We start from the raw sequence: 25290 nt of genomic DNA, 5'->3' as shown, positions 1-25290 counted from the left end.
GAGGCTGTTCCGGCCCCCGCCTGCCGAAGAGCGTCAGGCTCCCAGTCGCTTGAGGGCGGTGGCGACGACGTGCTTGGCCGACGCGGCCGCGCGACCGACGACCTCGGCCGCGTGCGCTGCGCTGTCGGGAAGCGGGGTCCCCGGGTAGGCGATGTCCGGCGCGCCGGCGCCGAAGGCGTCCACCAGGAACGGCACCAGCCAGTCGTCCACGACCTCGAGCGGTTCGACCGCGAGACTGTAGAAACGACGCTGGCCGTCTTCACGCACCGTCACGAGCTCTGCGTCGCGCAGCACCTTCAGATGCTTCGACACCGTGGGCTGGCTGATGCCCAGGTCGGCGACGATATGGCTGACGCTGGTGCCGGTCTCACCTTCGGTCGTGCGCCGCAGCAGGAGCTGGAGGATGTCTCGCCTCGTACCGTCTGCGATCACGTCGAAGATGTCCGTCATGAGTTCAGGGTAGTCGCCCCCGGCACGGAGTACCATGACGAAGGCTCGGCGACAGGCGCCGCGTGACCGCCGGGCGCGGCACGAGCAAGAACGAGAAAGGGGCCGCGATGTCGGGCATCGTTTCGGCGTCGTCGCCCCGACATCGATTCCAGAACGCGGCCGCCCGCGTGAAGCACCTGGTCACGTCCTCTCCGTCACGCTTCGCGATCGCCGTCTTCGCCTTGCTGATCCTCGTCTTCACGGCGCTGTTCTCCCTGCCGATCGCCTCGGCCAGCGGCACGGTCACCCCGCTGAGCGACGCGCTCTTCACCGCCGTGTCCACGATCTGCGTGACCGGCCTCGCCACGGTCGACATGGCCAACCACTGGTCGCCGTTCGGTCATGTGCTCGTGTTCGTCGGCGTGAACATCGGCGCTCTCGGAGTGCTCACCCTCGCCTCGCTCATGGGCATGCTCATCTCGAAGCGCCTCGGACTGCGCGCCAAGTTGATGGCGGCCGGCGACACGAACCCGCTCCGCGCGCACGGCGGCGTCGTGAACGAGAGTCAGACGGTCCGGCTCGGCGAAGTCGGACAGCTCCTGCGCACGGTCGCCATCTCGGCGCTCATCATCGAGGCATCCCTCGCCGTGCTGCTCTACCCGGCGCTGGTGATGGCCAAGGTCGATCCGATCGGAGCGCTCTGGGAGGCTCCGTACTTCGCGGCGATGGCCTTCACGAACACCGGCTTCGCGCCGAACGACGGCGGCGTCGCCGTGTTCGCCGACGACTACCTCGTGCTGTCCCTGCTCATGATCGGCGTGTTCCTCGGCAGCATCGGCTTCCCGGTCATCTACACGCTCGCCCGGCACGTCTGGCATGTGAAGCGCTGGTCGCTGCACACCAAGCTCACCCTCGTCACGACCGTGCTCCTGTTCATCGTGGGCGCCGCGGTCTTCGTCATCCTCGAGTTCGACAACCCGAAGACGTTCGGATCGATGGATGCCGCCGACACCACGTTCCAAGCGTTCTTCCTGTCCGCGATGACCCGCTCCGGCGGATTCAACGTGATCGACATGTCCGACCTGAACGGCTCCTCACTGCTCGCCGCGAGCATGCTGATGTTCGTCGGCGGCGGCTCGGCATCGACCGCCGGCGGCATCAAGGTCACCACCCTCGCCGTGCTCGCGATCGCGGTCTGGTCGGAGGCGAAGGGCCGCCCGTCGGTCGAGGCGTTCGGCCGCCGCATCCCCAGCGACGTGCAGCGCGTGGCCCTCAGCGTCGTGGCATGGGGAGCCACGATCGTCGCGCTGTCGACGATCGTGATCGCCCAGATCACGAAAGACAACATCAGCCATGTGCTGTTCGACGTGATCTCGGCGTTCGCCACCGTCGGGCTCTCGACCGGGCTCACCGCCGACCTCCCTGACGCCGGCTCCTACGTGCTCGCCGCCACGATCTTCATGGGGCGCGTTGGTACAGTGACTCTCGCCGCGGCAGTCGCCGCGACCTCGCGAACGCAGTACTACTCACTGCCCGTGGAAAGGCCGATCGTTGGTTGAAGTCCTCCGGGGCGACGCGCCCGTCCTCGTCATCGGCCTCGGCCGATTCGGCGCCGCCTGTGCCGGGGAACTCGACCGCCTCGACCGCGAAGTGCTCGCGATCGACGACAACCTCGAGCTCGTGCAGAAGTGGTCGGACCGGGTCACGCATACCGTCCAGGCCGACGCGAAGAACATCGACGCGCTCCGCCAGATCGGCGCGCAGGACTTCCAGGTCGCCGTCGTCGCGGTCGGATCCTCGATCGAGGCCTCGGTGCTGATCACCGCCAACCTCGTCGATCTCAAGGTGCCGCAGATCTGGGCCAAGGCCGTCTCGCAGTCGCACGGCAAGATCCTCGCCCGTGTCGGAGCGAACCACGTCATCTACCCGGAGCGTGAAGCCGGCGAGCGCGTGGCGCACCTGGTGAGCGGACGGATGCTCGACTTCATCCGCTTCGACGACGACTTCGTGCTGGCCAAGATGTACCCGCCGAAGTTCATCCGCGGCGTGGGCCTGAACGAATCCGGCGTGCGGTCGAAGTACAAGGTCACCGTGGTCGGCGTGAAGAGCCCCGGCAAGCCGTTCCGCTACGCCGAGGCGAACACCATCGTCACGAACCACGACCTCATCATCGTCTCCGGCACCAACAGCGACATCGAGCGCTTCGCCGGGCTCGACCGCTGACCGGACGGCATCCGGAATCTCACGCCTCCCCCTCGCGGTGGATGCCCCGGCACGCGTCTCCGTGATGGGATGGGTGCCATGACCGACCCCACAGCGGCCCCTCCTGTCCTCGCCCTTCGCGGCCTCCGCAAGCAGTTCGGGCAGAAGGTCGCCGTCGACGACCTCTCGCTCAACGTGCCGGCCGGTTCGATGCTCGGGCTGCTCGGCCCGAACGGCGCGGGCAAGACCACGACCCTCGCCATGGCCACAGGGCTGCTGCGCCCGGATGCCGGGGCGGCGTGGGTGCTCGGTGCGGACGTGTGGCAGAACCCGGCCGAGGCCAAGGCACGCATGGGCGTGCTGCCCGACGGCATCCGCATGCTCGACCGGCTCACCGGCGCGGAGCTGCTGCGCTACACCGGGCTGCTGCGCGGCATGCCGGAGGCGGAGGTCGTCTCCCGCAGCGGCGACCTGCTCGATGCGCTCGGCCTCGCCGACGCCCGGGACACGCTCGTCGTGGACTACTCCGCGGGTATGCGCAAGAAGATCGGCCTCGCCTGCGCGCTCATCCACGCGCCCCGTCTGCTGATCCTCGACGAGCCCCTCGAGGCCGTCGACCCGGTCTCCGGCGAGACGATCCGGCAGATCCTCCGGTCGTTCGTGCAAGGCGGCGGCACGGTCGTGCTGTCGAGCCACGTCATGGAGCTCGTCGAATCGCTGTGCGATCGGGTCGCCATCGTGGCAGAAGGACGCCTGCTCGCCCACGGACCGCTCGACGAGGTGCGAGCAGGTGTCTCGCTGCAGCAGCGTTTCCTGACGCTCGTGGGGGCGCACGACCTCGGAACGGAGACGCTCGCGTGGTTGCGCTCCTCGTAAGCCTGCGCTGGCGGCAGCTCCGTCACCAGCTCTCTCGCAATCCGTGGATGATCGTCACGCTGATCATCACCGGAATGGTCGCGCTCGGCCTTCTCGCCGGGTTGGCGGCAGGACTCGTCGCCCTCCGCTTCCTCGCGCCGGACGCCGCGGTGACTGCGATCGTGGTGGCCGGAGCCGTGCTGGTGCTCGGCTGGTGGGTCGGCTCGATCTTCGTCAGCGCCGACGACTCCCTCGCCCCCGAACGCTTCTCACTGCTCCCCGTGACAGCCCGCGCCCTGCTGCCGGGCCTCGTGGTCGCTGGCACGACGACGATCGGCGGCCTCGGCACGACGATCGCGCTCGTGCTGATGCTGCTCGGCTGGTCGGTGAGCCTTCCCGCACTGTTGACGGCCCTGATCATGATCCCGGTCGCGATCGTCACATGCGTGCTCGGCGCCCGCGTGGTGAGCGGTCTGCTCGCGCAGTGGCTCGCGCGGCGCAGCACCCGTGACCTCGTGGTGACGGTCGGTGTGGTGCTGCTCGCATCCTCCGGACTTCTGCTCAACCTCGGAATCGGAGCGCTCGCCTCCGTGACCGATGCCGGTGGCGCGTTCACCGCGATCGTGGATGTCGTGGCCTGGACGCCCATCGCCGCCGTCTTCGGAGTGCCGGCAGCCGTCGCCCAAGGCGCGTACCTCACGGCGGCACTGCGACTGCTCGTCGCCCTCGCCACGGTGCTCGTGCTGTGGTTCGCGGCGCAGCGGCTGCTGGCGGCACGTCTCGTCGCCCCCATCCAGAGCAGCGGCGGAGGACGAGTGCGCTCGGGCGGCGTGCTCGACCGGATGCTGCCGGCCACTCCGGCCGGAGCGATCGCCGCGCGCACCCTGCGGTACTTCCGCCGCGACCCTCGACAGCTCGTCAACATCGTGATGCTCCTGCTGCTCCCGGCACTCTTCATCGGGCTCATGCTCCTGAACAGCCTCGGCGAGGAGAGCATCGACCTCGGGCCAGGGATCGTGCTGATCCCCGCGATCAATGCGCTCCTCGCGGGCAGCATCGTGCAGATGGCGATCGCCTACGACAACGATGCGATCGCCCTGCACATGCTCACGGGCGTGAGCGGTGCCGCCGACCGCGTCGGACGACTCCTCGGATTCGGAATCATCGCCATCCCGGTCACGGCCGCACTGTGCGTCGCCACCTCGCTGCTTGCCGGGCGCCCCGATCTGATCCCCGCCAGCTTGGGCGCCGCCCTCGGTCTCACGGCGATCTCGGCCGGCGCGGGCGCCTGGGTGGGCAGCTTCCTCCCCGGACGCGCTCCTGCGCCGGAGGCGAGTCCGTTCGGGCGCGGTTCCTCCGGCGGGGTGCAGTCGCTGCTCGCGATGGTGATCATGTCGCCGATCACCCTGGCGCTGGGCGCTCCGGCACTCGGATTCGCGATCGCCTCGATCTGGACACCGGCGCTCGGCTGGGTCAGCCTGGCGTGCGGCGTGATCTTCGGCGGGCTCGCCCTCGGGGGTGGAGTCGCACTCGGCGGGAAGACGCTGGAGCGGCGCTGGCCCGAGGTGCTGATCGAGGTGTCCAGCGAGAGCTGAGCGGACTCAGGGACGCCTAGCTGTTCTGCACCACGAAAAGACGGTAACCTGTAACGTCTTAGTCGGGGGCGGGGGCGGCGATGGAGAATCTCAGCGATGATCTGTGCACGAAGGGCGCGGCGAGCGTCCCGTGCCCATGAGACTGTTTCGCGACAGCCCCGAGCTCGCGAAGGTCTGCGCCGCGCAGGCAATGAACAGCTTCGGGTCTTCCATGTCGCCTATCGCTCTCGCCTTCACAATGCTCGGGCGCGACGACGGGCTTGTGGGTCTTGCCACCATCCTCTGCGCGACCGCTCTCGGACCAGCGGTCGTCATCCTCTTCGGAGGCGTCGCCGCTGACCGCGGCAACAGAGCGCGCCTCATCGTTGTCTCTCGACTGATCTCCGGCGCGATTCAAGTGCTCATCGGCGTCCTCGTCCTCCTTGGCATCACCGCGCCGTGGTTGCTGAGCATCCTGAGTTTCGCGATGTCGTCGTTGGCTGCATACACGATCCCGGCCTCGCGGGCGATGGTCCGAGATCTGGTGGGCCCCACGTCACTGCAGCGAGGAACAGCCCTGATGAGTCTGTGCGTCGACACCGCGCGCCTGCTCGGCCCCGGTCTCGCCGCGGTTCTGCTGCTCATCGCTCCCCACGGCATCGTTCTCCTGATCGATGCGGCCACGTTCTTCGTCTCAGCACTGCTCATGCTCGGAGTGCGCCTCGCACCACTTCCTGGAAAGCGCGCGGGCACTCTGACCGAGTTGCTCGCCGGACTGAGGTACTCAGCGACACAGCGTTGGCTGTTGACGACTGCGCTCTGCGGGATGGTCGTGAACGGCGCCTGGATGGCCGGCTATCAGTTGATCAGCCCCGCTCTCTCGAACCGCGTGTACGGAGGAGCAACGTTCTGGGGCATCTGCGGGGTCAGCTACACCGCGGGGCTCCTTGCGGGCGGCTTCGCCGCTCTCCATATCCGGGCCCGTAATCCGGTCGTCGCCTCGGTCGCAGCATCCGCAGGGCTTTCGCTTCCCCTTTTCGCCCTCGGGAGCCACCTTCACGAGAGCCTTGTGATCGTCGCGATCTTCACTGCGACAGGTCTCCTCGCGCTCGCCATGTCCTGGTGGTCAGCCGGTGTTCCTGAGCATGTCGGGCAAAGTCAGCTCGCGCGAGCATTCTCGTTCAACTCCGCGATGGAGCTCGGAGGGGTCCCGATCGCCTATGCCGCTGCCGGTCTCGCGACGGCGGCGACGACGTTCGCTCCCCAGGCTCTTGCGCTGCTCGCCGGCAACATCATCCTGATCGCGAGCGCCGCCAACCTCATTCTGCTGAGAACGATCGCAAGGCCGACTCCGCTCGCCTGCTCAGCCCTGCAGACGCCGCATGTCGGTTCCTAGGCGTCGATGTCGAGCACGACCTCGACGACATCGTCGACGCCCACGCCCTCGCGATCCTGGAGGAGCTTCTTGATCGGCACGATGTAACCGCCGTCCTTCGGCCAGAGCGCCGTCGTCACCGTGGTGGAACCGATCGTGACCGACGCCGGGATCATCCCCCACCCGTAGGTCACCACGGAGGCGACGTCGTGGATCATCTCGCTCTCGACGGGCGGCACGGTGACGAAATGGAACGGCGCAGGTCCGCGCCAGAACCAGATCTCGCCCTCGATCCGCAGTCGCACGGCTCAGGCTCCGGCGGCGAGTTCCTTCGCCCGGGCGAGGGCGGCGTCGGCGGCATCGGCGAAGGTGCGGTCGAGGTGCGCATCCTGCAGCACGGCGATCGCACGCTCGGTCGTGCCCTTCGGACTCGTCACGCGACGGCGCAGCTCGGTCGGCTCCTCCCCCGAGGCCTCGAGCAGCGCCGTCGCGCCGATGAATGTCTGTTCCACCATGAGCCGGGCATCGGCATCGCTGAAGCCCATGCCGATCGCGGCCTTCGTGAACTCCTCGATCAACAGATACACGTAGGCCGGGCCCGAGCCCGAGATGGTGGACAGCGCGTCGATCTGCGACTCGGGCACCTCCACGACCGCACCGACCGTCTCGAAGAGTCGACGGACCAGCGCCAGATCGTCACCCGTGGCCGCGGCACCCACCGCAAGACCCGTGACACCCTTGCGCACGGTCGACGGCGTGTTGGGCATCGAGCGGATGACACGCGCATCGGGACCGAGGACATCGGCGAACGTCTGCAGCGTGACGCCGGCCGCGACGCTCACCACGATCGTGTCGGCCGCGAGATGCGGGGCGATCTCGCGGAGCAGATCCGGCACCATCGCCGGCTTCACGCCGACCAGCACGATGCGCGCGCCCGCGACGGCCTCGGCATTGCCGTCGGGCCGCTCGGCGAGTGCGATGCTCGTCACGCCGTCGAGATCGGCGAACGCGTCCGCCTTCTCGGCCGTGCGGTTCGTCGCCGTGATCCCGCCATCGACCCGGATTCCGGAGGCGACCACCCCACGGAGGATCGCACCCCCCATCGAGCCGGCACCGAGGAACGCGAGCGAGGGAAGCGAATCAGCCATGTCGTCATCCTACGGCGGGCACACCGACATCCTCGGGCGGGCGGTTCTAGACTCGTGGCATGAGTGCATCCGGAGGCAACAAGGCCATCGTCGCGGCGTTCCTGGCGAACATGGGCATCGCGCTCGCGAAGCTCCTCGCCTGGGCTCTCTCCGGATCCGCCTCGATGCTCGCGGAAGCCATCCACTCCGTCGCCGACTCGGGCAACCAGCTGCTGCTGATGCTCGGTGGGCGCAAGGCGCGGCGCGAAGCCGACCGCGCGCACCCGTTCGGCTACGGCCGCGAACGGTACGTCTACGCGTTCGTCGTCTCGATCATCCTCTTCTCCGTCGGTGGTCTCTTCGCGATCTACGAAGGCGTCGAGAAGCTCACCAACCCGCACGAGCTCGACAAGACCTGGTGGTGGCTGCCCCTCGTCGTGCTCGTCGTCGCGATCGGCCTGGAGTCGTTCTCCTTGCGCACCGCCGTGCGCGAGAGCAACCTCGTGCGCGAGAAGGGCCAGTCCTGGGTGTCGTTCGTGCGCCGGTCGAAAGCGCCCGAGCTTCCCGTCGTGCTGCTCGAAGACGTCGGGGCCCTGACCGGTCTCACCTTCGCGCTGCTCGGTGTCGGGCTCACCCTCATCACCGGAAACCCCCTCTTCGACGCGCTCGGCACCGTGATGATCGGTGTGCTTCTCGTCCTGATCGCGATCGTGCTGGGTGTGGAGACCAAGAGCCTCCTGGTCGGCGAGGGCGCGACCCAGGCCGACTACGACCGCATCGTCGACGCGATCAACGCCGGCACCGAGATCGAGAAGATCATCCACATGAAGACGCTCTACCTCGGCCCCGATGAGCTGATGGTCGCCGCGAAGATCGCCCTCAACGCCGATAAGCCGCTCCGAGAAGCGGCCGACGACATCAACGCGATCGAGGCGCGCATCCGCGAGGCCGTGCCCGTGGCGCGCGTCGTCTACATCGAGCCGGATGTCTACCGTCCCGCGATCGACCCCGAGCCCTCGACCGACGTCTTCGTGCTCAAGTCCTCCGACTGACCACCGGGGCGTGCATCAACGTCGCTGCTGGAAGAAGTCGCGCAGCAGCGCGATGGACGCCTCCTCCTGAACTCCGCCGATCACCTCGGCGCGATAGGGCAGCCGCCGGTCGCGCAGCACGTCGTACATCGAGCCGGCAGCGCCCGCCTTCTCGTCCCAGGCGCCGAACACCACGCGACCGATGCGAGCCTGCAGGATCGCGCCAGCGCACATCACACACGGTTCGAGCGTCACCACGAGCGTGTGCCCCTCGAGGTTCCACGAGCCGAGGGACGCGGCGGCTCGTCGCAGCGCCTCGATCTCGGCGTGACCCGTCGGATCGTGTGTGGCCTCGCGCGTATTGCGCCCCTCGGCCACCGGCTGCCCGTCGGCATCGAGGATCACCGCGCCGACAGGGATCTCGGAGGCGGCGGACGCCTCGGCGGCGAGCACGAGCGCACGCTGCATGGCGAGGTCGTCGGCGGCGGTCATGCGTCGAGCCTACGGCAGCCGCCGAGCGCGGCCACGGTGCCGATGTCGTACCGGGAGGCACGGCGCATTACCCTGTATCCATGCGTGTTCACGTGGCAGACCACCCCCTCATCACCCACAAGCTCTCGGTGCTGCGCGACGCGCGCACGCCGTCGCCCGTGTTCCGGCAGCTCACGGAGGAACTCGTCACGCTGCTCGCGTACGAGGCGACCCGCAACGTGAAGGTCAGCCCGGTCGAGATCACGACCCCGGTCACCACGACCATGGGCGTGAAGATCTCGGAGCCCCGCCCGATCGTGGTGCCGATCCTGCGCGCCGGGCTCGGAATGCTCGAAGGACTCGTGAAGCTGCTCCCGACGGCCGAGGTCGGCTTCCTCGGCATGGTGCGCGACGAGACCACGTTCGAGCCCACCACCTACGCCGAGCGCCTTCCTGACGACCTCAGCGACCGCCAGTGCTTCGCGATCGACCCGATGCTCGCGACGGGCGGCTCGCTCGCCGCCGCGATCCAGTTCCTGTTCGACCGCGGCGCGAAGGACGTCACCGCGATCTGCCTGCTCGGCACCCCCGAGGGCGTCGCCGCGATCGAGGCGATGGTCGGCGACCGCGACGTGACGCTCGTTCTCGGAGCACTCGACGAACGCCTCAACGAGAAGGGCTACATCGTGCCCGGACTCGGTGACGCGGGCGATCGGCTGTACGGAACGGTCTGATCCGTACCGCGCGCCGCGGTGGGCTCAACTCACCCGCGGTGGCGCTCGTCGTGCCGCAGCATCGCCTTCCCTGCGCGGTCAGTCCGCGGCACCCACGAGGCGCGCGAAGGCGCTGAGTCGCGCCACACCCTCCGGCGTGTAGGGCAGATCGTCGAGCAAAGCCGGCGAGTGGATCAGGTACGCGACGACCTGTGCGCGCGAGATCGCCACGTTGAGCCGGTTCTGCAGCAGCAGGAACTCCGGCCCGCGCGGCGCATCCCGCCCGCTGGATGCCGCGAGCGAGGTGATCGAGACCACGGCCTCCTTGCCCTGGAAGTTGTCGACCGTGCCCACCGGGACATCCGGGAACCCCGCCGCGGCGAGCGCATCGAGCACCAACTGACGTTGGGCGTTGTACGGCGTGACGACGATGATGTCGGACTCCGCGAGGGGCCTCGTCGACGCTGCCGCGTCGTTGTCTGTGAACATGCGCCCGAGCAGATCGGCCACGAGCCGCACGACCTCGGCGGCCTCCTCGGGCGACTGAGTGGCGTTGCCCCGATGACGCAGTGGCACGACATGCAGCCCCGGCTCGACGCCGTCCAGCATGCGCCGTTCGGTACCGGGAGCCGATGCGAGCTGCCCGGCGTAGGCCAGCTTCGACACGGGAGCCGCGACGAACGGATGCATGCGCCACGAGTGCGACAGGAAGTAGCCGTACTCGGGTCGCACGACCGGGTCGCCGTCCATCACCCACCCCAGGGCGGATGTATCGACCGGTTCCGGATGCGCGCCCTGACTCACCTGCGGGAGCTGCTGCGGGTCGCCGAGGAGCAGCAGCCGCTTCGCCCCCGCGGCGACCGCGATGGTGGAAGCCAGTGAGAACTGCCCCGCCTCATCGATCACGAGCAGATCGAGTCCGCCGCGATCGACCCGCTGCGTATTGCTGAAGTCCCATGCGGTGCCGCCGACCACCGCGCCCTCGCCGGCGTGCTCGCCGAGGAACGCCGCCATTCCGTTCTTCGGGATGACCGTGTACGGCGGGTCTATCTCGGGATCCTTCGGCGCCTTGGCGACCTGGGACGGGGAGACGCCGTCGGCGACGACCCGTGCCAGGAGCGTCTCGATGATCGCGTGCGACTGCGCCACCACGCCGACCTTGAAGCCGTGCTCGTTCACGAGGCGCGCGATCACCCGTGATCCCGTATAGGTCTTGCCCGTCCCCGGAGGACCCTGCACCGCGAGGTAGCTGCGGTCGAGATCGAGGATGCCCCGCGTGATCGCGTCGATCGTGTCGTCAGCAGCGGCCGGGAGCCCGCGTCCCGACAGCGTGCGCGGCGGTACGCGACGCAGGATGTCGGTCGCGGCATCCGCAGGGAAGTCGGGAGCGGCACCGTGCACGGAGTCCGCCCACTCGTCGATCGCTCCTTGCAGCGACACCACACGCGGCGGCGCAGCGGGGGTCAGGGCGAGCGGCAGTTCGTCCCACGTCTGGCCCTGCACGGCGGACTCGGTCACGAGGTAGCCGTCGTCGAGCACCTCGCTGACCGTGACGGTGTGCGGCACGTGCACGGCCCGGGACGGTGCCTCGGTGTCGAACGGCGCGGGCACCTCGTAGAGCGCGAACGGCTGCGACCCCACGCCGAGGGTGGTCCCCGGCGAGACCTCCCCCCGAATCTCGACGTCGCGGGACATCACCCGACGCCCCTCGCCGATGCTCCACTCCCGGCGCACGGCCGAGCGGGGGCGATCCACGCGCACCACATCGCGCGTGGAGTCCCACATCGTGACCGGCTCGCGCAGTCGCTGGAAGTGCGACACCCAGAAGCTCTTCGCCTCGCGCGGGAAGTAGTCGATCGCCGCCGCCGCGATCCGATGCACCTGCCCATCACCGCCGGCTTCGACGGCACGCTCGGCGTCGGCGAGCAGCGCGACCGATCGGGGCGACGGCTCGTAGATGATGTCGTCGGCATCGTCGGGAGGCGCGGGCGTGACGCCCTTCTGCCTCGCGATGTCGATCAGCCAGTTGCGCAGCCGCCGCGTCGACACGCAGTCGTAGCGGTTGTAGTCGGCGAGGTCGGCCAGTACCGCATCCGCCTCGGTCTGCTCCCCTGCCGCCGCGAGCTCGCGCGCGGCGACGTACTGCACGATCGAGTCGTCGCCCTTCTGCACGTCGCTCGTGCGCACGTCTTCGCCCATGTAGAGCGGCTCGAGCTTCTTGATCGAATAGGAGCGCGACCCGACCCGCACCGTGCGCAGCACCAGTGGGTACAGGTCGACGAACACGCCCTCGCGCAGCAGCCGATCGACCTCCCCCTCGCGCACGCCGTGCCGAGCGGCCATCGCCACCAGGTGCGAGGTCTCATACGGTGCGTAGTGGTAGATGTGCATGCCCGGATGCACGGCCCTGCGGGCGTGCACGAAGTCGAGGAAGGTCTCGAGCGCCCGCTTCTCGTCGGCGAAGGTGTGCGCCCACAGCGCCGAATACTGATCGGCGTTGTCGACCCAGCCGAAGAGGTAGTCGATCCCCCAGTGCGCCTCGCCGTCGGGCGCAGGTTCGGTGTAGAGCGGGTCTCCCTCGAAGTCGAAGAAGATGTCGCCGTGACTCGGAAGGGGAAGCGTGTGGATCGCCGCCGCATAGTGCACGTCGTAGGTCGGCGTCCCCTCCTCGTCGGCACGCAGCTGGAGTCGGGCCTGGGCGCGGAGGTTCTCGAACGTGTCGGCGTTCATGCATTCCGGAGCGTCGGGTGCGACGGCGAGGGCATCGATCGTCTCGACACCGGCCGCCCGCAGTCGAGCTCGCTGCACCGGTCGCATCCGGGCGACCATGAGCAGGTCGCGATGAGCGATCACCTGCTCCTCGCAGGTCGCACAGCGACCGCAGGCGACGATCTGCAGATCGCCGCGATCGTCGCCCCACGCGAGCGGCGCACCGGATGCTCCCTCGTCGATCCGGCGATCGGCGATGAGCGCGCGCAGGCGTGCACGCCGGACCTGGAACAGCGGGAGGAGATCGTCCACGATGTGGGTGCTGAGCGTGCCGTCGCCGAGGATCAGGTCGACCTCGTCGGAGCGCGGGATGCCGAGGCGATCGAGCTGGTCGACGTATGCCGCGAGCTGCATGAGCGCCGTGACCCGTGATTTCCGGGCCAGCTTCGAGTCCTGCACGCGCCACCGACCGTCGTCGTCCTTGCGCAGGAAGTCGGCGAACCCGACGAACTCCTCGGTCGCGAAAGCGGCCTGGAACACCACGAGCACGTCGGACCGCAGCGCGGCGATGGTCTCGTCGACGGCGGCAGCCAGGGCCTCGGCGTCGATCGAGGAGACCTTCTCGATCTGATGGACCTTCTGCTCACCGAGATCGTGCACGTAGCGGGCGAGCACGTTCTGCTCGTGCACGTCGCCGAGTTCGGCCGCGCGCCGCAGCGTCGCGTCTTCCGGCTCCTCGACGGCGGGCACCCGCCCGAGTTTCGCGTCGATCGCCCGACACCACGCGAACTCGCATTCCGCGGCCGCCTTGAGGTCGCTCGCGCTCCAGATGACGCGCTGCGCCTGAGTGTCGATCCGCACGATGCTCCCGTTCTGTCGGATGCTTCGACACTATCCGCGGCATCCGACACGGGCGAAGCGGAGCCTCCGCGCGTGCGGTCAGCGCCACCACTCGTCGTCGGGCGTCACCGGCAGGTGTCGCTTGTGCTGCGTCGCCAGGTACCGCGCCTCGATGCGCCCGGCGACCTCGGGATCGACCCGGCGTCCTTCGAGGAAGTCGTCGATCTGCTCGTAGGTGAGCCCGAGCTCGTCTTCATCGGCGCGGCCCGGCTGGCCGTCGAGGAGGTCGGCGGTCGGCACCTTGAAGGTGAGGCGGTCCGGTGCGTCGAGCACCTGCAGCAGCGCGCGCCCCTGCCGCTTGCTGAGTCCGGACAGCGGGAGGATGTCGGCCGCACCATCGCCGAACTTCGTGTAGAAGCCGGTCACGGCCTCCGCCGCATGATCGGTGCCGATCACCAGCATCCCGTCGTGTCCTGCCAGGGCGTACTGCGTGACCATGCGCACGCGGGCCTTGATGTTCCCGCGGTTGAAGTCGCTGATGTCGCTCGTGACGGCGAACTCGATGTCCTCCTCGACACCGTCCACACCGTTCTGGATGTTGACCTCGACCGACGAATCCGCCGCGATGAACGAGAGCGCGGCCTCGGCATCGTCGGCGTCGTGCTGCACGCGATAGGGCAGGCGTACGGCCAGGAACCGTGCGTCACCGCCCTCGGCTCGTACGCGCTCGACCGCGAGCTGGGCCAGTCGCCCGGCGAGCGTCGAATCCTGTCCGCCCGAGATGCCCAGCACGAAGCCGTTCGCCCCGGTCGCGCGGAGGTAATCGGCGAGGAAGCCCACGCGACGTTCCACTTCGGCTTCCGGATCGATCTCGGACCTCACACCGAGGTCCGCGGAGATCTGCTGCTGCAACGACATGTGGTCCTCCGGTCTTGTCCTCGAATCAGTATCGCTCCTTCGTGTTACGCGCGGGTGACGCCACCTCGTTCGCATCCTCCTGCCAGGTCGGACCTGAGAGAATGGGGCAGTGAAACTCCTCGTCGCCGCTCTCGCATCCGAACTGTCCGCCTTCCCCGAGGAGCTCGAGGGCTTCGACCGCCTCGTCACCGGGCCCGGCAAGCTGCAGGCGACCTACGGCCTGACCCGCGCTCTGGACGCTCGCGTCTACGACGAGATCGTCGTGGTCGGCACGGCCGGCGCGATCGACCCCGAACTCGAAGCCACGGTGCACGAGGTCGGCACCGCCTTCCAGCACGACGTGACCGACCTGGACGGCGTCGCCGGGCAGCACGTCTCCCTCCCGGCGCGGGTCGCCACCGGCCGCGAGGGCGTGCTGATCGCGACGGGTGACCACTTCGTGGAGGATGCCGAGGTCACCGCCGTGATCCGCCCCTCCGGTGCCGCCCTCGTCGACATGGAGACCTACGCCTACATCTGGGTCGCCGCGCAGTTCGACGTGCCGATCCGCGTGTTCCGTGCCGTCTCGGACCAGGCGGAAGACGGAGCGCTCACCGACTGGCGCGAGGCCGTCGCGAAGTGCAGCGTGCAGCTGCGCGACTTCATCCGCAGCGAGTACGGCGTCTGACGCAGCGGCACCTCAGCCGACGGCGCGTCAGCGCGTTTCGATCAGGCTGGGTCCGTTCGGCTGCGCTCGCACCGTGAGCTGTGCGGGGATCTGCTCCTGCATGGCCTCGACGTGACTGATCACGCCGACCGTGCGGCCACCCTGCCGCAGCTCGTCCAGCGTGCGCATCGCGACGTCGAGGGTATCTCCGTCGAGCGACCCGAACCCCTCGTCGATGAACAGTGTGTCGAGTCGGATGCCCCCGGCGCGTGCTGTCACGACTTCGGCGAGCCCGAGCGCGAGCGCGAGTGAGGTCAGGAACGTCTCGCCGCCGGACAACGACTGCGGCGGTCGGGTCTGCCCGGTGAAGGCGTCGAACACCACGATGCCGAGCCCCGACGCCGCACCGCGGGCAGCAAGGGCGTCGGAGTGCTCGAGCTGGTAGCGGCCGGTCGACATGTCATGCAGTCGACGGTTGGCCGCGTCGACGATCTCTTCGAGCTCAGCGGCGAGGACGAAGGTCTCCAGCGTCATCTTGCGCGTGTTCGCTCCGCGTCCGGCGATCGTGTCGGCGAGGTTCTGCAGCACCTCGAACTCGGCGGCGTCGGTCGCGGTGCGGGCGTGCTCCGTCGCCGCGGATTCGATCAGCCCCGCCAGCCGTTCAGCGGTGCCCGTCGCCCGGGCCGCCTCGTCGACCGCAGTCGTCCAGGCTGCGCGGGCGGTCGATGACGCGTGTTCCGTCGGAGCCAGGTCGATCGGGTCTTCGGGGAGCGTGCGCAGCTCGAGATCGAACAGGATGGCCCGTTCCTTCTCGCGCTGCACCGCGTGCTGTGCGATCCGGGCATCGAGAGACTCCTGCTCCGACGCGGAGCGCAGCGCCCGCTCGACGGCAGCGGCGTCCTCGAACGGAGAATCGGCGAGCGCCGTGTCTCGCTCCGCATCCGCCTCGGCGAGGGCCTGCGTGCGGCGGGTGCGCTCCGCGATCGAGGCAGCGAGGGCGCGCGCGGCAACGATCTTCCCCGCCGTGTCCGCCATGCGTGCGGCGACCGTGTCGAAGCCGTCCCGCGCCTCGGCGATCAGCTCCTGCGCTTCGACGCTGCGCTGGCGCAACAGTGCCAGCTGTTCTTTCGCGTGGCCGAGGGCCACCGCCTCTTCGAGCCGCTCTGCTTCGAGCAAGGAGACCCGGGCGCCGAGCTCGGTCAGCTGCGCATCGAGGGATTCTCGTCGCTCAGCGGCAGCGAGGCTGTCGGTGAGTGCCGTGTCGGCCTCGCTATGCGCCTGCTCTGCTTGGTCGATTGTCTGCCCGTCGGCGAGGGCGGTGGCCGCGGCGAGCTCGGCGCGAATGGCCGAGGAGGCTGCGGAGAGTTCACGCTCGCGCTGGGCGGCGACGTCTCGGGCGGCTTCGGCGGCTTCGATGTCGTCGGATGAGACCGGGTCGGAGTGCGTGGCGGGGGCCGGATGCTCGTGCGAGCCGCAGACCGGACAGGGGTCTCCTGTGCTCAGCGTCGAGGCCAGCTCCCCCGCCATGCCGTCGGTGCGCCGTTGTCGCAGCCCCGCGAGTGCCGTCTGCGCGGCGGCGTGCACCGCGGTGGCGTCCGTGAGATCGACCTCTGCGGCGGCCAGTGCCGCCTGCAACCGCTCGCTCTCGTGCGCCGCCGTGCGACGTGCGGCTGCCACGTCTCGCGCGGCCCGCAGGTCGTGTGCCCGGTCGGCGAGCCGTCGGGCCTCGTCACGTTCCGCGGTCAGGGCGGCGGTGGCCGCAGGGAGGGACGAACGCTCCTCGTCCCCCTTCTCGATGCGCGCAGTCGCGGCGCTCACCGCCAGCTCTGCGGCGTGCACCTCGGCCTCGAGCGTCGGCGCCTGCTCCTCGAGCTCACGGGCGCGCTCCCAGGCACCGCTCTCCCGTGTCTGCTCCGCGGCCCAGGCGTCGAGATCGCCGCCGACCTCGACGCCGTAGGCTTCCCACCCCTCACGTGCTCGCGCTTCGTCCGCTGCGGCTTCGTCGAGGGCGGTCCGTGCGCGCGCGGCAGCGCTGATCGTCGACCGCAGAGCCTCGGCGGAACGCGCGGCCGCGAGCTCGGCGCGTGCGGCGTCGATCAGAGGGAGCTCGGATTCCATGAGCGCGAGCGCCGACCGCGCCCGGTCGCGCTCCCGCTGAGCAAGCTTCTCCTCACGCGTGCGTGCGAGCACATCGTCGGCATCCGCCGAGCGCTTCTCGGCCTCCGACCGCTCCGAGACCTTGCGCTCAGCACGGTAATCGGCGCGGGCCTGCGCGCGTCGCAGTGCGTCCAACCTGTCGTCCACCGAGAGCGGCGGCGATGGTTGCGCCGCGGTCGCGTCGGCATCTCCCGGTTCCCCCACCAGCTCTTCGGCGATCGTGAGTCGCTCCGCCTCCTCGGCCCGTGCGCGCACTGTGGCGAGCCGGGTGCCGAGCACCTGCTCCGCCTCTCGACGACGCTCATCGAACCGCGCCTGCACATCTTCGAAACGCTGAGTCCCGAACAGTCTGCGCAGGAGCGCCTGACGGTCCCGGCTCCCGGCGAGCAGGAACTCCGAGAAGCGATTCTGGGCGAGCAGGATCACCTGGAGGAACTGCTCGCGGGTGAGCTGCAGGATCTCGTCGAGCTCGTTCCCGACATCGACCGCGCGGGCCGCACGTCCGACCCAGCCCGCGTCGGTCCACTCGTCGAGCGCCACGGCCGCCGCCTGCTTGGTCATGCCGCCACCGCGCTTGGCCGGCCGCAGATACTCGGGCGACCGCGTCACACGGAACCTCCCGGCAGGCGTGCTGAACTCCACGACCACCTCGGAGGGGTCGTCCGGCTCGCAATGATCGCTGCGAAGCCGTTTCTCGCCGCCGTCGTACCGCGGGACCCCGCCATAGAGCCCGAAGCACACGGCATCGAGGATGCTGGACTTGCCTGCGCCCGTGCGACCGGCGATCAGGAAGATCCCGTCGTCGGCGAATGCATCGAAGTCGACGGTCTGCCGCGCGCGGAACGGGCCGAACCCCTCGACCTCCAGACGATGAAGACGCATCTAGACGAGCGCCTCGGCGCGCACGCGATCATCGAGCACCGAGCGGATCAGCGCCTGTTCGGCCGCGGTCGCGCCCTGGCCGGCCCGTACGTGCTCCAGGAACGCCTCGATGCGGTCGGCATCGGTCACCGCGGCACGCAGGCGCTGCACGTAGGAGGTGTCTTCGCTCCCCGCGACGGTCTCGGGCTGGTGTTGGACCATGGCGCAGTGCGGGTAGGCCTCGCGCAGTCGACGCATCGGCTCGGCCTGCGGTACAGCGTCGGTGTAGATCGCGCACACCCAATCGTCGGCGTGCTCGGCGACGGACTCGGCGGAGAGGATCTCGGCGAGTGTCCCGGTGAGCGTGACGAGCCGACGGGGCACCGGCAGCTCGAGCCACTCGACCGTCGCGAGCCCCTCGGCATCGAGTTCGACGAGCCATGAGCCACGCGGCTTGTGCTGCTCGCCGAAGCTGTAGTGCAGGGGCGCACCGGCGTAGCGCACGCGTTCGCTGAGCTGCTGCCGACCGTGGATGTGACCGAGCGCCACGTAGTCGGGCCCATCGAAGACGCTCAACGGCACGACGTCGAGGCCGCCCTGACGCACCTCGCGCTCGAGTCCGGCGGTGGCGTCGACTCCGGCGGCGAAGCAGTGCGCGATCGCGACCGCACGCCCGGCGTGCGCGGCCATGCCCCCGCGCACCAGCTCCATCGCGTGCGCCATCGTCTGCGCCTGCGTGCGGAGCTGCCGCCCGGAGCTGTCGCCCTCGGGCCAGTGCTGGCGCACGATCGCGGGCTCGAGGTACGGAATCCCGAAGAAGTGCACGGGACCGTCGGTGTCGGACACCGTCACAGGCACGCCGACCGCGAGCGGATCGGTCAGCACGTGGATGCCGTCGCGCAGCAGCCGTGCCTGGAATCCGAGGCGCGCGGCGGAGTCGTGGTTGCCACTCGTCACGATGACCCGCGCACCCGTCTCGTGCAGGGACACCAGCGCGTCTCCGAGCAGCGTGTACGCGGCAGCCGACGGGGTCGCCGAGTCGAAGACGTCGCCCGCGACGATCACCACATCGACGTCGTTCCGGCGAACCTGCTCGGTGAGCGCTCCGAGGACCTCGGTCAGGGCGTCCATGGTCGAGTTGCCGTGGAACGTCCTCCCGATGTGCCAGTCGGAGGTGTGCAGGATTCGCATGTTCACACCGTACGAACCCCCTCCGACATTGCGTCCGAGGCGTGCCGCAGCGGGCCCGGACGGTACCCGGAGGAAGGAGCGGAAGGTCCCCTGACCCACCCTCGTCTCGACGATCGGCACGTGGTGATGCGTGGTGCGCTGTGCGCGGTCACCTGTGCGGCGTGCGGGGCTGCGCGATGCGATATCCGGGCTGCCCTCCGCCCAACAGGAGCCGGAATTTCCCCTCCGGCTTGGGGTTGTGCCCGCCTCGTCGCGACTACCGACTCCCGCTCTCCTCCAGATCGTTCGACCAGTTCGCCTGCTGGATCCGGTTGTCCAGCTCGCGCAGCTCCTGCGCGACGGCATCCGCCCTCGTCCGCAGGTCCGTGACGGGGAGCGCCGAGACGTGACGCAGCTCCGACCGCATCTGCCGCAGGAACTGGTCGCTCGCACCGGATGCCGCGGCAGCCGCATCCGTCAGCACCGAGTGCCGCAGCCGCAGCACGTCCCGCGCCGCGAGAGCATCCGTCATCGTCCCGTCCGCACCGAGCACCAGCCGGGAGTTGGTCGCATTGATGCGGCGGATCAGGTCTCGCAGCTCGATCAGCGCTGAGTCCGCCTCGACGATCAGCGCCGCGGCGTCCTCGGCCGGCTCCTCGCCCTCCTGGTACCGGGCGTTCGCGACGATGCGCGCCCGCAGCTGCTCGATGCGGCGCTGCAGATCGGCACGTGCGGTGAGGGCTTCGGCGAGTCTCATGACCTCATCCTGGCAGGACGGGCACGTAACAGAACGTCATACAGCGGAGAGGTCAGCGTGTGCGCAGCAGACGCGCGTGCTCGGGGTGAGCCGCGAACCAGTCCGAGACGTACCAGCACACGGCGTCGACCTTGCGGTCACCGCGCTCCTCGATGTCGGCCACCGCACCCTCGACGACCTTCCCCGCATACCCGTTCCCGCGGAAAGTCGGGATCGTGAAGGCCCTGGTGAGGGCGATCGTGTGCCCGTCGTCCCGATAGTCGAGCACGCTCACGAGCTTGCCGTCGCGCATGAGCGTGTACCGGGACGCGTCCTTCTCGTCGGTCAGGATGAAGCCGCCGACGGTGTGCGAGATCGTCATTCGGTCCACGTTACGCCTGCGCGACGCGCCCGGGCGTTTTGACATGGGCGGTCATGATCGGACATAATCCCCCCATGACCACCAACGCAAGCCCTTTGTCCGCCCAGGAGGCGAACAGGACTGCCGGGATGATGATGCCCGGTCGCGTTGGCATGTGTTGCCGAATGTGTCGCTGAACGAACAGCCACCCCGCCTGACCTGATCCCTCGCCATCTGCGAGGACGGTGTCTCCGAGCATCCACCCTTGCTCGCTTCCCGGCTCCGCCGGTCATTCATGCAACGCATCAGAGCCCCGCTCGATTCGGGCTCACGTCCTGAGGACTTCATCATCATGTCGAACACCGCACTTCTCGAGCGTCCCGCCACCGCCGTCCGCACGCAGCCGGAGACCGCAGCGCCCCTCTCCACCGCCGGAGCCGACCTTCCCGCCGTCCGCTCGCCGCGCGGCTTCGCCCTCTACGTCGGACTCGACGAGATCAAGGCAGCCGAAGCCGGCGTCAGCCTCCCGCTTCTCGTCGACGCACTGCGCCGCACCCTCGCCGAGCTGGCGCCGGGTGCCGAGACGCATGCCACGGTCGCCCTCGCCCCGCACGGGTCCGGTGGACGCGACCTCGACGTCGTCCGCCTCGCCCTGCAGGAGCCGGGAGCGATCGCCCGCACGAAGGCCGCCGCGGAAGAGGACACGGTGGACGCGGACCGCGGCGTGACCGTCGACATCTCCCGCAAGCGCGTTCTCATCGACGGCGAGTCCGCCGCATTCACGTACAAGGAGTTCGAGCTGCTGCAGTACCTCGTGCTCCGCGAGGGCCGCACCATCGAGCGCAGCGAACTCGTCTCGGCCCTCTGGCAGGCCCAGGACGACGAGACGCCCGGCGAGCGCACGATCGACGTGCACGTGCGTCGTCTGCGCGCGAAGCTCGGCCGCTACGAGGACATCGTCCGCACGGTGCGCGGCATCGGCTACCGCTTCGACCGGCACGCCGACGTCGTCATCCGCTACGGCCACGGCACCCCCTCGCCCGACCGCTTCTGAGCGGCCGCAGGTCCGTGTCAGGACCTGCGCGTAGGGTGGGCGCATGACCCTGACAGCGCACTCCGCCGCGGCCGATGCCGCCCGCGCGGGCGCTGCAAGGGAGATGGCGTACCGCCCCCTGCACGACCTCGATCTCCACCGCACGGTCGGAATCCTGCGCCGCGGAGGCACCGATCCGACGACCGTGATCGACGGTGCCGTCATCTGGCGGGCGATGCGCACCCCGCTCGGGCCGGCGACCCTCGCGCTGCGCATGACCGGTGGTGAGGTGAGAGCCACGGCATGGGGTCCCGGATCCGACGCCGCCCTCGAACGCGTGCCCGCCCTGTGCGGAGCGCGCGACGAACACACCGACTTCGACGCCTCGCGGCATCCGCTCGTCGCCGACTCCGCCCGACGCCACCCGGGACTGCGGCTCACCCGCACCGACGAGGTCTTCGACGCCCTCGCCGGCGCGATCATCGAGCAGAAGGTCACCGGCATGCAGGCGTTCGGCGCATGGCGCTGGCTCGTATCCCGTTTCGGCGAGCGCGCCCCCGGGCCGACTCCGCGGCCCATGTTCGTCACACCGACCGCCGAGCAGTGGCTCCGCATCCCCTCGTGGGCGTGGCATCGCGCCGGGGTGGAGCCGTCGCAATCGCGCACCATCGTGCGTGCAGCCGAACGCGGCGACCGCATCGCCCGCGCCGTGCACACGGCGATCACCGGAGACGATCGCGACCGCGTGCTCACGAGCCTCCCGGGCGTCGGCGCCTGGACATCTGCGGAGACACGAGCCCGTGCCCTCGGCGATACGGATGCCGTGAGCGTCGGCGACTACCACCTCGCCCATGAGGTCGGCTTCGCGCTCACCGGCAAGCGCACCGACGATGCCGGGATGCTCGAGCTCCTCGCGCCGTGGGCGGGGCAGCGACAGCGAGTCATCCGATTGATCCGTGCGAGCGGAGTGCAGGAGCCGCGTCGCGGCCCTCGTCTCGCGCCGGAGAACCATCGCGACCGCTGAGCACGCCCTCTAAGCTGAGGCCATGTCCCGTCTCGCGCTGCGCATCTCCATCACCGTCGGCCTGCTGATCGTCGGTGTCGTGATCGGACTGATCTTCCAGAACGTCTGGCTCGGCGTGCTGCTCGCGGCGATCGTGTGGCTGGGCTGGTTCCTCGGCTACGAATCACGCCGGGGCAACAACGCCGGCGTCAACGACGAGGACCACGGCATCGAGCTCTGAGCCGGACCAGGCCGACAGCAGGGCTCAGTAGTACACGGCGAGCGGTCCCGACGGCCCGTCGACCACCCGCACCGGGGTATCGAAGACCCGGCTGAGCACGTCGTCGGTCATGATCGCGTCCGGCGAGCCGAACTCGACCACCGCACCGTCCTTCATCGCGCAGATGTGGTCGGCGTAATGCCCTGCGAAGTTGATGTCATGCAGCACGATCACGATCGTGCGTCCGAGCTCCTCCGCAGCCCTCCGCAGATGCTTCATCATCTGCACCGCGTGACGCATGTCGAGGTTGTTCAGCGGCTCGTCCAGCAGCACGAACTCGGTGTCCTGCGCGAGCACCATCGCGACATAGGCGCGCTGGCGCTGGCCGCCGGACAGCTCATCCAGATAGCGCCCCTCCAGCGCGCCGAGGTCGAGGAAGTCGATCGCCTGACTGATGATCTCCTCATCCGCCCGGTTCAGGCGCCCCTTCGAGTGCGGGAAGCGCCCGAAGCCGACCAACTGGCGCACCGTGAGCCGCGTGACGAAATGGTTCTCCTGGCGCAGGATCGACACCACCTTCGCGAGGTCCTTCGACTTCGTGGAGGCCACGTCGAGTCCGGCGATCTCGATCGCGCCGGCGTCCATGCCGCTCAGACGCCCGATCATCGTGAGAAGTGTCGACTTGCCCGCGCCATTGGGGCCGATCAGTGCGGTGATGCCACCGGCGGGGATCTCGAGGTCGACGGGGCCGATCGCGACCTCGCTGCTGTAGTCCCGGCGGACGCCGTCGAGTGCGATCACAGTCTGCCCTTTCTGAGGATGACGATGAGGAACACGGTGCCGCCGACCAGCTCGATCAGGATCGACACCATGCCCTGCGCATAGAAGACGTTCCTCATCACGAAGTACGCGCCGGCGAGGATCGTGAAGGCGGTGAGCACCGCGACCGGGAAGATCAGCCGATGATCGTGCGTGTCCGCGAACTGGTAGGCGAGCGTCGCCACCAGGAACCCGAGGAACGTCATCGGGCCGACCAGTGCGGTCGAGGTCGCCATGAGCACGGCGACGAGGAACAACACGATGAACAGCTCGCGGCGATGGTCGAGCCCGAGCGACCGCGCCGCGTCGGGGCCGAGGGCCATCAGATTGAGTCGACGGGCGCGGAGCCACAGCAGCGCGGATGCCGCGACCACGAGCGGTATCGCCAGCGGGAGGTACGAGGCGTCGGCGTTCGACACGTTGCCGAAGAGGCGTGCGGCGAGCACGTCGAACTCACTGGGAGTGAGCAGCCGCTGCATGAACGTCGCGACAGCACCGAGTCCACCGCCGATCACGATGCCTACGAGGAGCATGATCTGCAGGTTGCCGTACCGCCCCGAGAGCAGCCATCCGTACAGCGCGACCGCGAGACCGACCATGATCGCCACCTGGATCGCGAACTGGCCGATGCCCTGGATGGCCACGAGCCCGGCGACTCCGAACAGGTACACGGTCGAGGTCTGCACCACGCGGTACAGCGACTCGAAGCCCATGATCGACGGTGTGATGATGCGGTTGTTGGTGACCGTCTGGAAGCTCACGGTGGCCACCGCCTGTGCGACCGCGACGAGCGCCATGACCGTGACATCGGTCGCGCGGTGCTGGGCGATACGCCAGAACCCGGCCGAGCCGACGGGCATCGGATTGCCCCAGGCGAGCAGGCCGAAGCCCGCGCCGACCGCGAGGACGAGGAGGAGGCCGAGCACGATCAGGTAACGGCGTCGTGCACGCGGGCTCGTGAAGGATCCCGCCGAGCGCATCGGGCCGGCGGTCGTGACGCCGTGCATCACACCACTAGCCACGTCGACGCTGCCTCAGCAGGAGGAGCACGAAGACCACCGCGCCGACGACGCCGAGGATCAGCGACACCGGCACCTCGAACGGCATGATGATCGTGCGCCCGATGATGTCGCACACCGTGACGATCGCGATGCCGAGCAGGCACACCCAGGGCAGGTTGCTGCGCAGGTCGTCACCGCGCACCATCGACACGAGGTTCGGCACGATGAGCCCGAGGAAGGGGAGGTTGCCGACGACGACCGTGACGACGCCCGTGGTGACGGCGATCAGCACCGTGCCGAGCAGGATGATGCGGTTGTAGTTCACCCCGACGTTCGTGGCGACTTCTTCGCCGAGGCCGGCGATGGTCAACCGGTCGGCGACGATGAAGACGATCACCCCGATGAGCGCGACGATCCACAGCATCTCGTACTGGCCGCGCATGACCGAGGTGAAGCTCCCCGCGAACCAGACCCCGATGATCTGGAGGGAGTTGGTGACGAGTGCGAGATAGGTCGAGAGCGCGCCGACGACCGCTCCCAGCATGATGCCGACGATCGGGACGATCAGCGACGACTTGAGCGCGACGCGACGGAGGAACGCGAAGAAGACCATGGTGCCGACGAACGCCGCGAGGACGGCGCCGGCCATGCGCAGCGGGAGCGACGGCTGCGGGACGAGGATCATGACGGCGAGCAGTCCGAGTCCTGCCCACTCGGTGGTCCCGGTGGTGGTCGGCTCGACGAAACGGTTCTGTGTGAGCAGCTGCATCACGAGCCCGGCCATCGCCATGGAGGCGCCGGCGAGCACGAGAGCGATCGTGCGGGGGATGCGCGTGATCTGGAACATCTGCGCGCCATCTTCGGCGCCGGCGATGTCGTACACCCCGGTGAACAGCGAGATGACGAGGAGCACGGCGACGACGAGCACGCCGATGAGCAGCTTCACGTCGAACAGCCGCCCGGCATGGCGAGGCGGCGAGGCGATACCTGTGGAGACCATGATGACGGAGCGGCGGCACCCGGTGCGCCCGGATGCCGC

24 protein-coding genes are annotated in these 25290 nt (G+C 69.1%); 11 read left to right on the top strand and 13 right to left on the bottom strand.

The window, feature by feature from the left end; translation table 11 throughout:
• Positions 1-33: 33 nt before the first annotated feature.
• Positions 34-450 carry an ArsR/SmtB family transcription factor gene (locus WFM69_RS06810; protein WP_337002977.1) on the bottom strand — a complete coding sequence of 139 codons (417 nt, stop codon included), beginning with the start codon at positions 448-450 and terminating at the stop codon, positions 34-36.
• A gap of 107 nt (positions 451-557) precedes the next feature.
• On the opposite strand from WFM69_RS06810, the gene WFM69_RS06805 reads away from it, so the two are divergent.
• The 5 genes from WFM69_RS06805 to WFM69_RS06785 all read left to right on the top strand — a co-directional run bounded on the left by WFM69_RS06805 (position 558) and on the right by WFM69_RS06785 (position 6456).
• The gene (locus WFM69_RS06805) at positions 558-1988 is read left to right on the top strand and encodes a TrkH family potassium uptake protein (RefSeq protein WP_337002975.1); all 1431 of its coding nucleotides are present in this window, start codon (positions 558-560) and stop codon (positions 1986-1988) included.
• Positions 1981-2652, top strand: a complete 672-nt coding sequence (locus WFM69_RS06800) for a potassium channel family protein (protein ID WP_021198064.1) — start codon at positions 1981-1983, stop codon at positions 2650-2652. The genes WFM69_RS06805 and WFM69_RS06800 overlap by 8 nt, the downstream gene beginning before the upstream one ends.
• A 78-nt stretch (positions 2653-2730) precedes the next feature.
• The gene (locus WFM69_RS06795) at positions 2731-3507 is read left to right on the top strand and encodes an ABC transporter ATP-binding protein (protein WP_337002973.1); all 777 of its coding nucleotides are present in this window, start codon (positions 2731-2733) and stop codon (positions 3505-3507) included.
• A 47-nt stretch (positions 3508-3554) separates the two neighbouring features.
• Positions 3555-5081, top strand: a complete 1527-nt coding sequence (locus tag WFM69_RS06790) for a hypothetical protein (protein ID WP_337002971.1) — start codon at positions 3555-3557, stop codon at positions 5079-5081.
• A gap of 136 nt (positions 5082-5217) precedes the next feature.
• Positions 5218-6456: an MFS transporter gene (locus WFM69_RS06785; protein WP_337002969.1), complete on the top strand. Its 1239-nt coding sequence runs from the start codon at positions 5218-5220 to the stop codon at positions 6454-6456.
• Here the strand turns inward: WFM69_RS06785 and WFM69_RS06780 are convergent.
• Both WFM69_RS06780 and proC read right to left on the bottom strand, forming a co-directional pair.
• Positions 6453-6740: a DUF1905 domain-containing protein gene (locus WFM69_RS06780; protein ID WP_337002967.1), complete on the bottom strand. Its 288-nt coding sequence runs from the start codon at positions 6738-6740 to the stop codon at positions 6453-6455. The genes WFM69_RS06785 and WFM69_RS06780 overlap by 4 nt on opposite strands.
• Positions 6741-6743: 3 nt before the next feature.
• Positions 6744-7583 (bottom strand): pyrroline-5-carboxylate reductase, encoded by an 840-nt coding sequence (proC, locus tag WFM69_RS06775; RefSeq protein WP_337002965.1) that lies wholly within the window; start codon positions 7581-7583, stop codon positions 6744-6746.
• A gap of 59 nt (positions 7584-7642) precedes the next feature.
• On the opposite strand from proC, the gene WFM69_RS06770 reads away from it, so the two are divergent.
• Positions 7643-8614: a cation diffusion facilitator family transporter gene (locus WFM69_RS06770; RefSeq protein WP_337002963.1), complete on the top strand. Its 972-nt coding sequence runs from the start codon at positions 7643-7645 to the stop codon at positions 8612-8614.
• Positions 8615-8629: 15 nt separating this feature from the next.
• On the opposite strand, the gene tadA is transcribed toward WFM69_RS06770, so the two are convergent.
• Positions 8630-9085 carry a tRNA adenosine(34) deaminase TadA gene (tadA, locus tag WFM69_RS06765; protein ID WP_337002961.1) on the bottom strand — a complete coding sequence of 152 codons (456 nt, stop codon included), beginning with the start codon at positions 9083-9085 and terminating at the stop codon, positions 8630-8632.
• 80 nt (positions 9086-9165) lie between these two features.
• Here tadA and upp point away from each other — a divergent pair, with 80 nt between their 5' ends.
• Entirely contained in the window at positions 9166-9798 is a 633-nt protein-coding gene (gene upp, locus WFM69_RS06760; RefSeq protein ID WP_337002959.1) for a uracil phosphoribosyltransferase, read from the top strand.
• A gap of 78 nt (positions 9799-9876) precedes the next feature.
• Here the strand turns inward: upp and WFM69_RS06755 are convergent, their stop codons facing one another.
• Both WFM69_RS06755 and nadE read right to left on the bottom strand, forming a co-directional pair.
• Positions 9877-13347, bottom strand: a complete 3471-nt coding sequence (locus tag WFM69_RS06755) for a TM0106 family RecB-like putative nuclease (RefSeq protein ID WP_337002957.1) — start codon at positions 13345-13347, stop codon at positions 9877-9879.
• Positions 13348-13425: 78 nt separating this feature from the next.
• Positions 13426-14244, bottom strand: a complete 819-nt coding sequence (nadE, locus tag WFM69_RS06750; protein ID WP_337002955.1) for an ammonia-dependent NAD(+) synthetase — start codon at positions 14242-14244, stop codon at positions 13426-13428.
• A gap of 109 nt (positions 14245-14353) precedes the next feature.
• Here nadE and WFM69_RS06745 point away from each other — a divergent pair, with 109 nt between their 5' ends.
• A complete protein-coding gene (locus WFM69_RS06745) occupies positions 14354-14911 on the top strand; it encodes a phosphorylase family protein (RefSeq protein WP_337002953.1) in 558 nt (185 codons plus the stop codon).
• Between the two features lie 27 nt (positions 14912-14938).
• Here the strand turns inward: WFM69_RS06745 and WFM69_RS06740 are convergent, their stop codons facing one another.
• From WFM69_RS06740 to WFM69_RS06725, 4 genes are all read right to left on the bottom strand, one after another.
• Entirely contained in the window at positions 14939-17929 is a 2991-nt protein-coding gene (locus WFM69_RS06740; RefSeq protein ID WP_337002951.1) for an SMC family ATPase, read from the bottom strand.
• Positions 17930-19099 (bottom strand): exonuclease SbcCD subunit D, encoded by a 1170-nt coding sequence (locus tag WFM69_RS06735; protein WP_337002949.1) that lies wholly within the window; start codon positions 19097-19099, stop codon positions 17930-17932. It abuts the gene before it with no gap.
• Between the two features lie 256 nt (positions 19100-19355).
• Positions 19356-19835 carry a DIP1984 family protein gene (locus WFM69_RS06730; RefSeq protein ID WP_337002947.1) on the bottom strand — a complete coding sequence of 160 codons (480 nt, stop codon included), beginning with the start codon at positions 19833-19835 and terminating at the stop codon, positions 19356-19358.
• Positions 19836-19887: 52 nt separating this feature from the next.
• On the bottom strand, positions 19888-20196 hold the full coding sequence (locus tag WFM69_RS06725) for a GNAT family N-acetyltransferase (RefSeq protein WP_337002945.1): 309 nt from the start codon (positions 20194-20196) through the stop codon (positions 19888-19890).
• 331 nt (positions 20197-20527) lie between these two features.
• Here WFM69_RS06725 and WFM69_RS06720 point away from each other — a divergent pair, with 331 nt between their 5' ends.
• Genes WFM69_RS06720 through WFM69_RS06710 form a run of 3 tightly spaced genes read left to right on the top strand, consistent with a single transcriptional unit; the run spans position 20528 to position 22452 of the window.
• The gene (locus WFM69_RS06720) at positions 20528-21229 is read left to right on the top strand and encodes a winged helix-turn-helix domain-containing protein (protein ID WP_337002943.1); all 702 of its coding nucleotides are present in this window, start codon (positions 20528-20530) and stop codon (positions 21227-21229) included.
• Positions 21230-21272: 43 nt separating this feature from the next.
• Positions 21273-22232 carry a DNA-3-methyladenine glycosylase family protein gene (locus tag WFM69_RS06715; protein WP_337002941.1) on the top strand — a complete coding sequence of 320 codons (960 nt, stop codon included), beginning with the start codon at positions 21273-21275 and terminating at the stop codon, positions 22230-22232.
• Between the two features lie 22 nt (positions 22233-22254).
• The gene (locus WFM69_RS06710; RefSeq protein WP_337002939.1) at positions 22255-22452 is read left to right on the top strand and encodes a hypothetical protein; all 198 of its coding nucleotides are present in this window, start codon (positions 22255-22257) and stop codon (positions 22450-22452) included.
• 24 nt (positions 22453-22476) lie between these two features.
• On the opposite strand, the gene WFM69_RS06705 is transcribed toward WFM69_RS06710, so the two are convergent.
• Genes WFM69_RS06705 through WFM69_RS06695 form a run of 3 tightly spaced genes read right to left on the bottom strand, consistent with a single transcriptional unit; the run spans position 22477 to position 25251 of the window.
• Positions 22477-23232, bottom strand: a complete 756-nt coding sequence (locus WFM69_RS06705) for an iron ABC transporter ATP-binding protein (RefSeq protein WP_337002937.1) — start codon at positions 23230-23232, stop codon at positions 22477-22479.
• The gene (locus WFM69_RS06700) at positions 23229-24257 is read right to left on the bottom strand and encodes an iron chelate uptake ABC transporter family permease subunit (protein WP_337003052.1); all 1029 of its coding nucleotides are present in this window, start codon (positions 24255-24257) and stop codon (positions 23229-23231) included. The genes WFM69_RS06705 and WFM69_RS06700 overlap by 4 nt, the downstream gene beginning before the upstream one ends.
• 7 nt (positions 24258-24264) lie before the next feature.
• Complete coding sequence (locus WFM69_RS06695; protein ID WP_337002935.1) at positions 24265-25251, bottom strand: ABC transporter permease; 987 nt, start codon at positions 25249-25251, stop codon at positions 24265-24267.
• Positions 25252-25290 lie beyond the last annotated feature (39 nt).

The sequence above is a fragment of the Microbacterium sp. LB12 genome, from assembly GCF_037150835.1.
In the GTDB taxonomy this organism is placed as follows: Bacteria; Actinomycetota; Actinomycetes; order Actinomycetales; family Microbacteriaceae; genus Microbacterium.
The sequence above is the reverse complement of the archived record's forward strand: the minus strand, read 5'-3'. Positions and strand labels throughout refer to the sequence as shown.

Bases quoted from the DNA above. Each gene is read 5' to 3' on its own strand.
- WFM69_RS06810 (WP_337002977.1), bottom strand. From the start codon at position 450: ATGACGGACATCTTCGACGTGATCGCAGACGGTACGAGGCGAGACATC.
- WFM69_RS06805 (WP_337002975.1), top strand. From the start codon at position 558: ATGTCGGGCATCGTTTCGGCGTCGTCGCCCCGACATCGATTCCAGAAC.
- WFM69_RS06795 (WP_337002973.1), top strand. From the start codon at position 2,731: ATGACCGACCCCACAGCGGCCCCTCCTGTCCTCGCCCTTCGCGGCCTC.
- WFM69_RS06790 (WP_337002971.1), top strand. From the start codon at position 3,555: ATGATCGTCACGCTGATCATCACCGGAATGGTCGCGCTCGGCCTTCTC.
- WFM69_RS06785 (WP_337002969.1), top strand. From the start codon at position 5,218: ATGAGACTGTTTCGCGACAGCCCCGAGCTCGCGAAGGTCTGCGCCGCG.
- proC (WP_337002965.1), bottom strand. From the start codon at position 7,583: ATGGCTGATTCGCTTCCCTCGCTCGCGTTCCTCGGTGCCGGCTCGATG.
- WFM69_RS06770 (WP_337002963.1), top strand. From the start codon at position 7,643: ATGAGTGCATCCGGAGGCAACAAGGCCATCGTCGCGGCGTTCCTGGCG.
- tadA (WP_337002961.1), bottom strand. From the start codon at position 9,085: ATGACCGCCGCCGACGACCTCGCCATGCAGCGTGCGCTCGTGCTCGCC.
- upp (WP_337002959.1), top strand. From the start codon at position 9,166: ATGCGTGTTCACGTGGCAGACCACCCCCTCATCACCCACAAGCTCTCG.
- nadE (WP_337002955.1), bottom strand. From the start codon at position 14,244: ATGTCGTTGCAGCAGCAGATCTCCGCGGACCTCGGTGTGAGGTCCGAG.
- WFM69_RS06740 (WP_337002951.1), bottom strand. From the start codon at position 17,929: ATGCGTCTTCATCGTCTGGAGGTCGAGGGGTTCGGCCCGTTCCGCGCG.
- WFM69_RS06735 (WP_337002949.1), bottom strand. From the start codon at position 19,099: ATGCGAATCCTGCACACCTCCGACTGGCACATCGGGAGGACGTTCCAC.
- WFM69_RS06730 (WP_337002947.1), bottom strand. From the start codon at position 19,835: ATGAGACTCGCCGAAGCCCTCACCGCACGTGCCGATCTGCAGCGCCGC.
- WFM69_RS06725 (WP_337002945.1), bottom strand. From the start codon at position 20,196: ATGACGATCTCGCACACCGTCGGCGGCTTCATCCTGACCGACGAGAAG.
- WFM69_RS06720 (WP_337002943.1), top strand. From the start codon at position 20,528: ATGTCGAACACCGCACTTCTCGAGCGTCCCGCCACCGCCGTCCGCACG.
- WFM69_RS06715 (WP_337002941.1), top strand. From the start codon at position 21,273: ATGACCCTGACAGCGCACTCCGCCGCGGCCGATGCCGCCCGCGCGGGC.
- WFM69_RS06710 (WP_337002939.1), top strand. From the start codon at position 22,255: ATGTCCCGTCTCGCGCTGCGCATCTCCATCACCGTCGGCCTGCTGATC.
- WFM69_RS06700 (WP_337003052.1), bottom strand. From the start codon at position 24,257: ATGCACGGCGTCACGACCGCCGGCCCGATGCGCTCGGCGGGATCCTTC.
- WFM69_RS06695 (WP_337002935.1), bottom strand. From the start codon at position 25,251: ATGGTCTCCACAGGTATCGCCTCGCCGCCTCGCCATGCCGGGCGGCTG.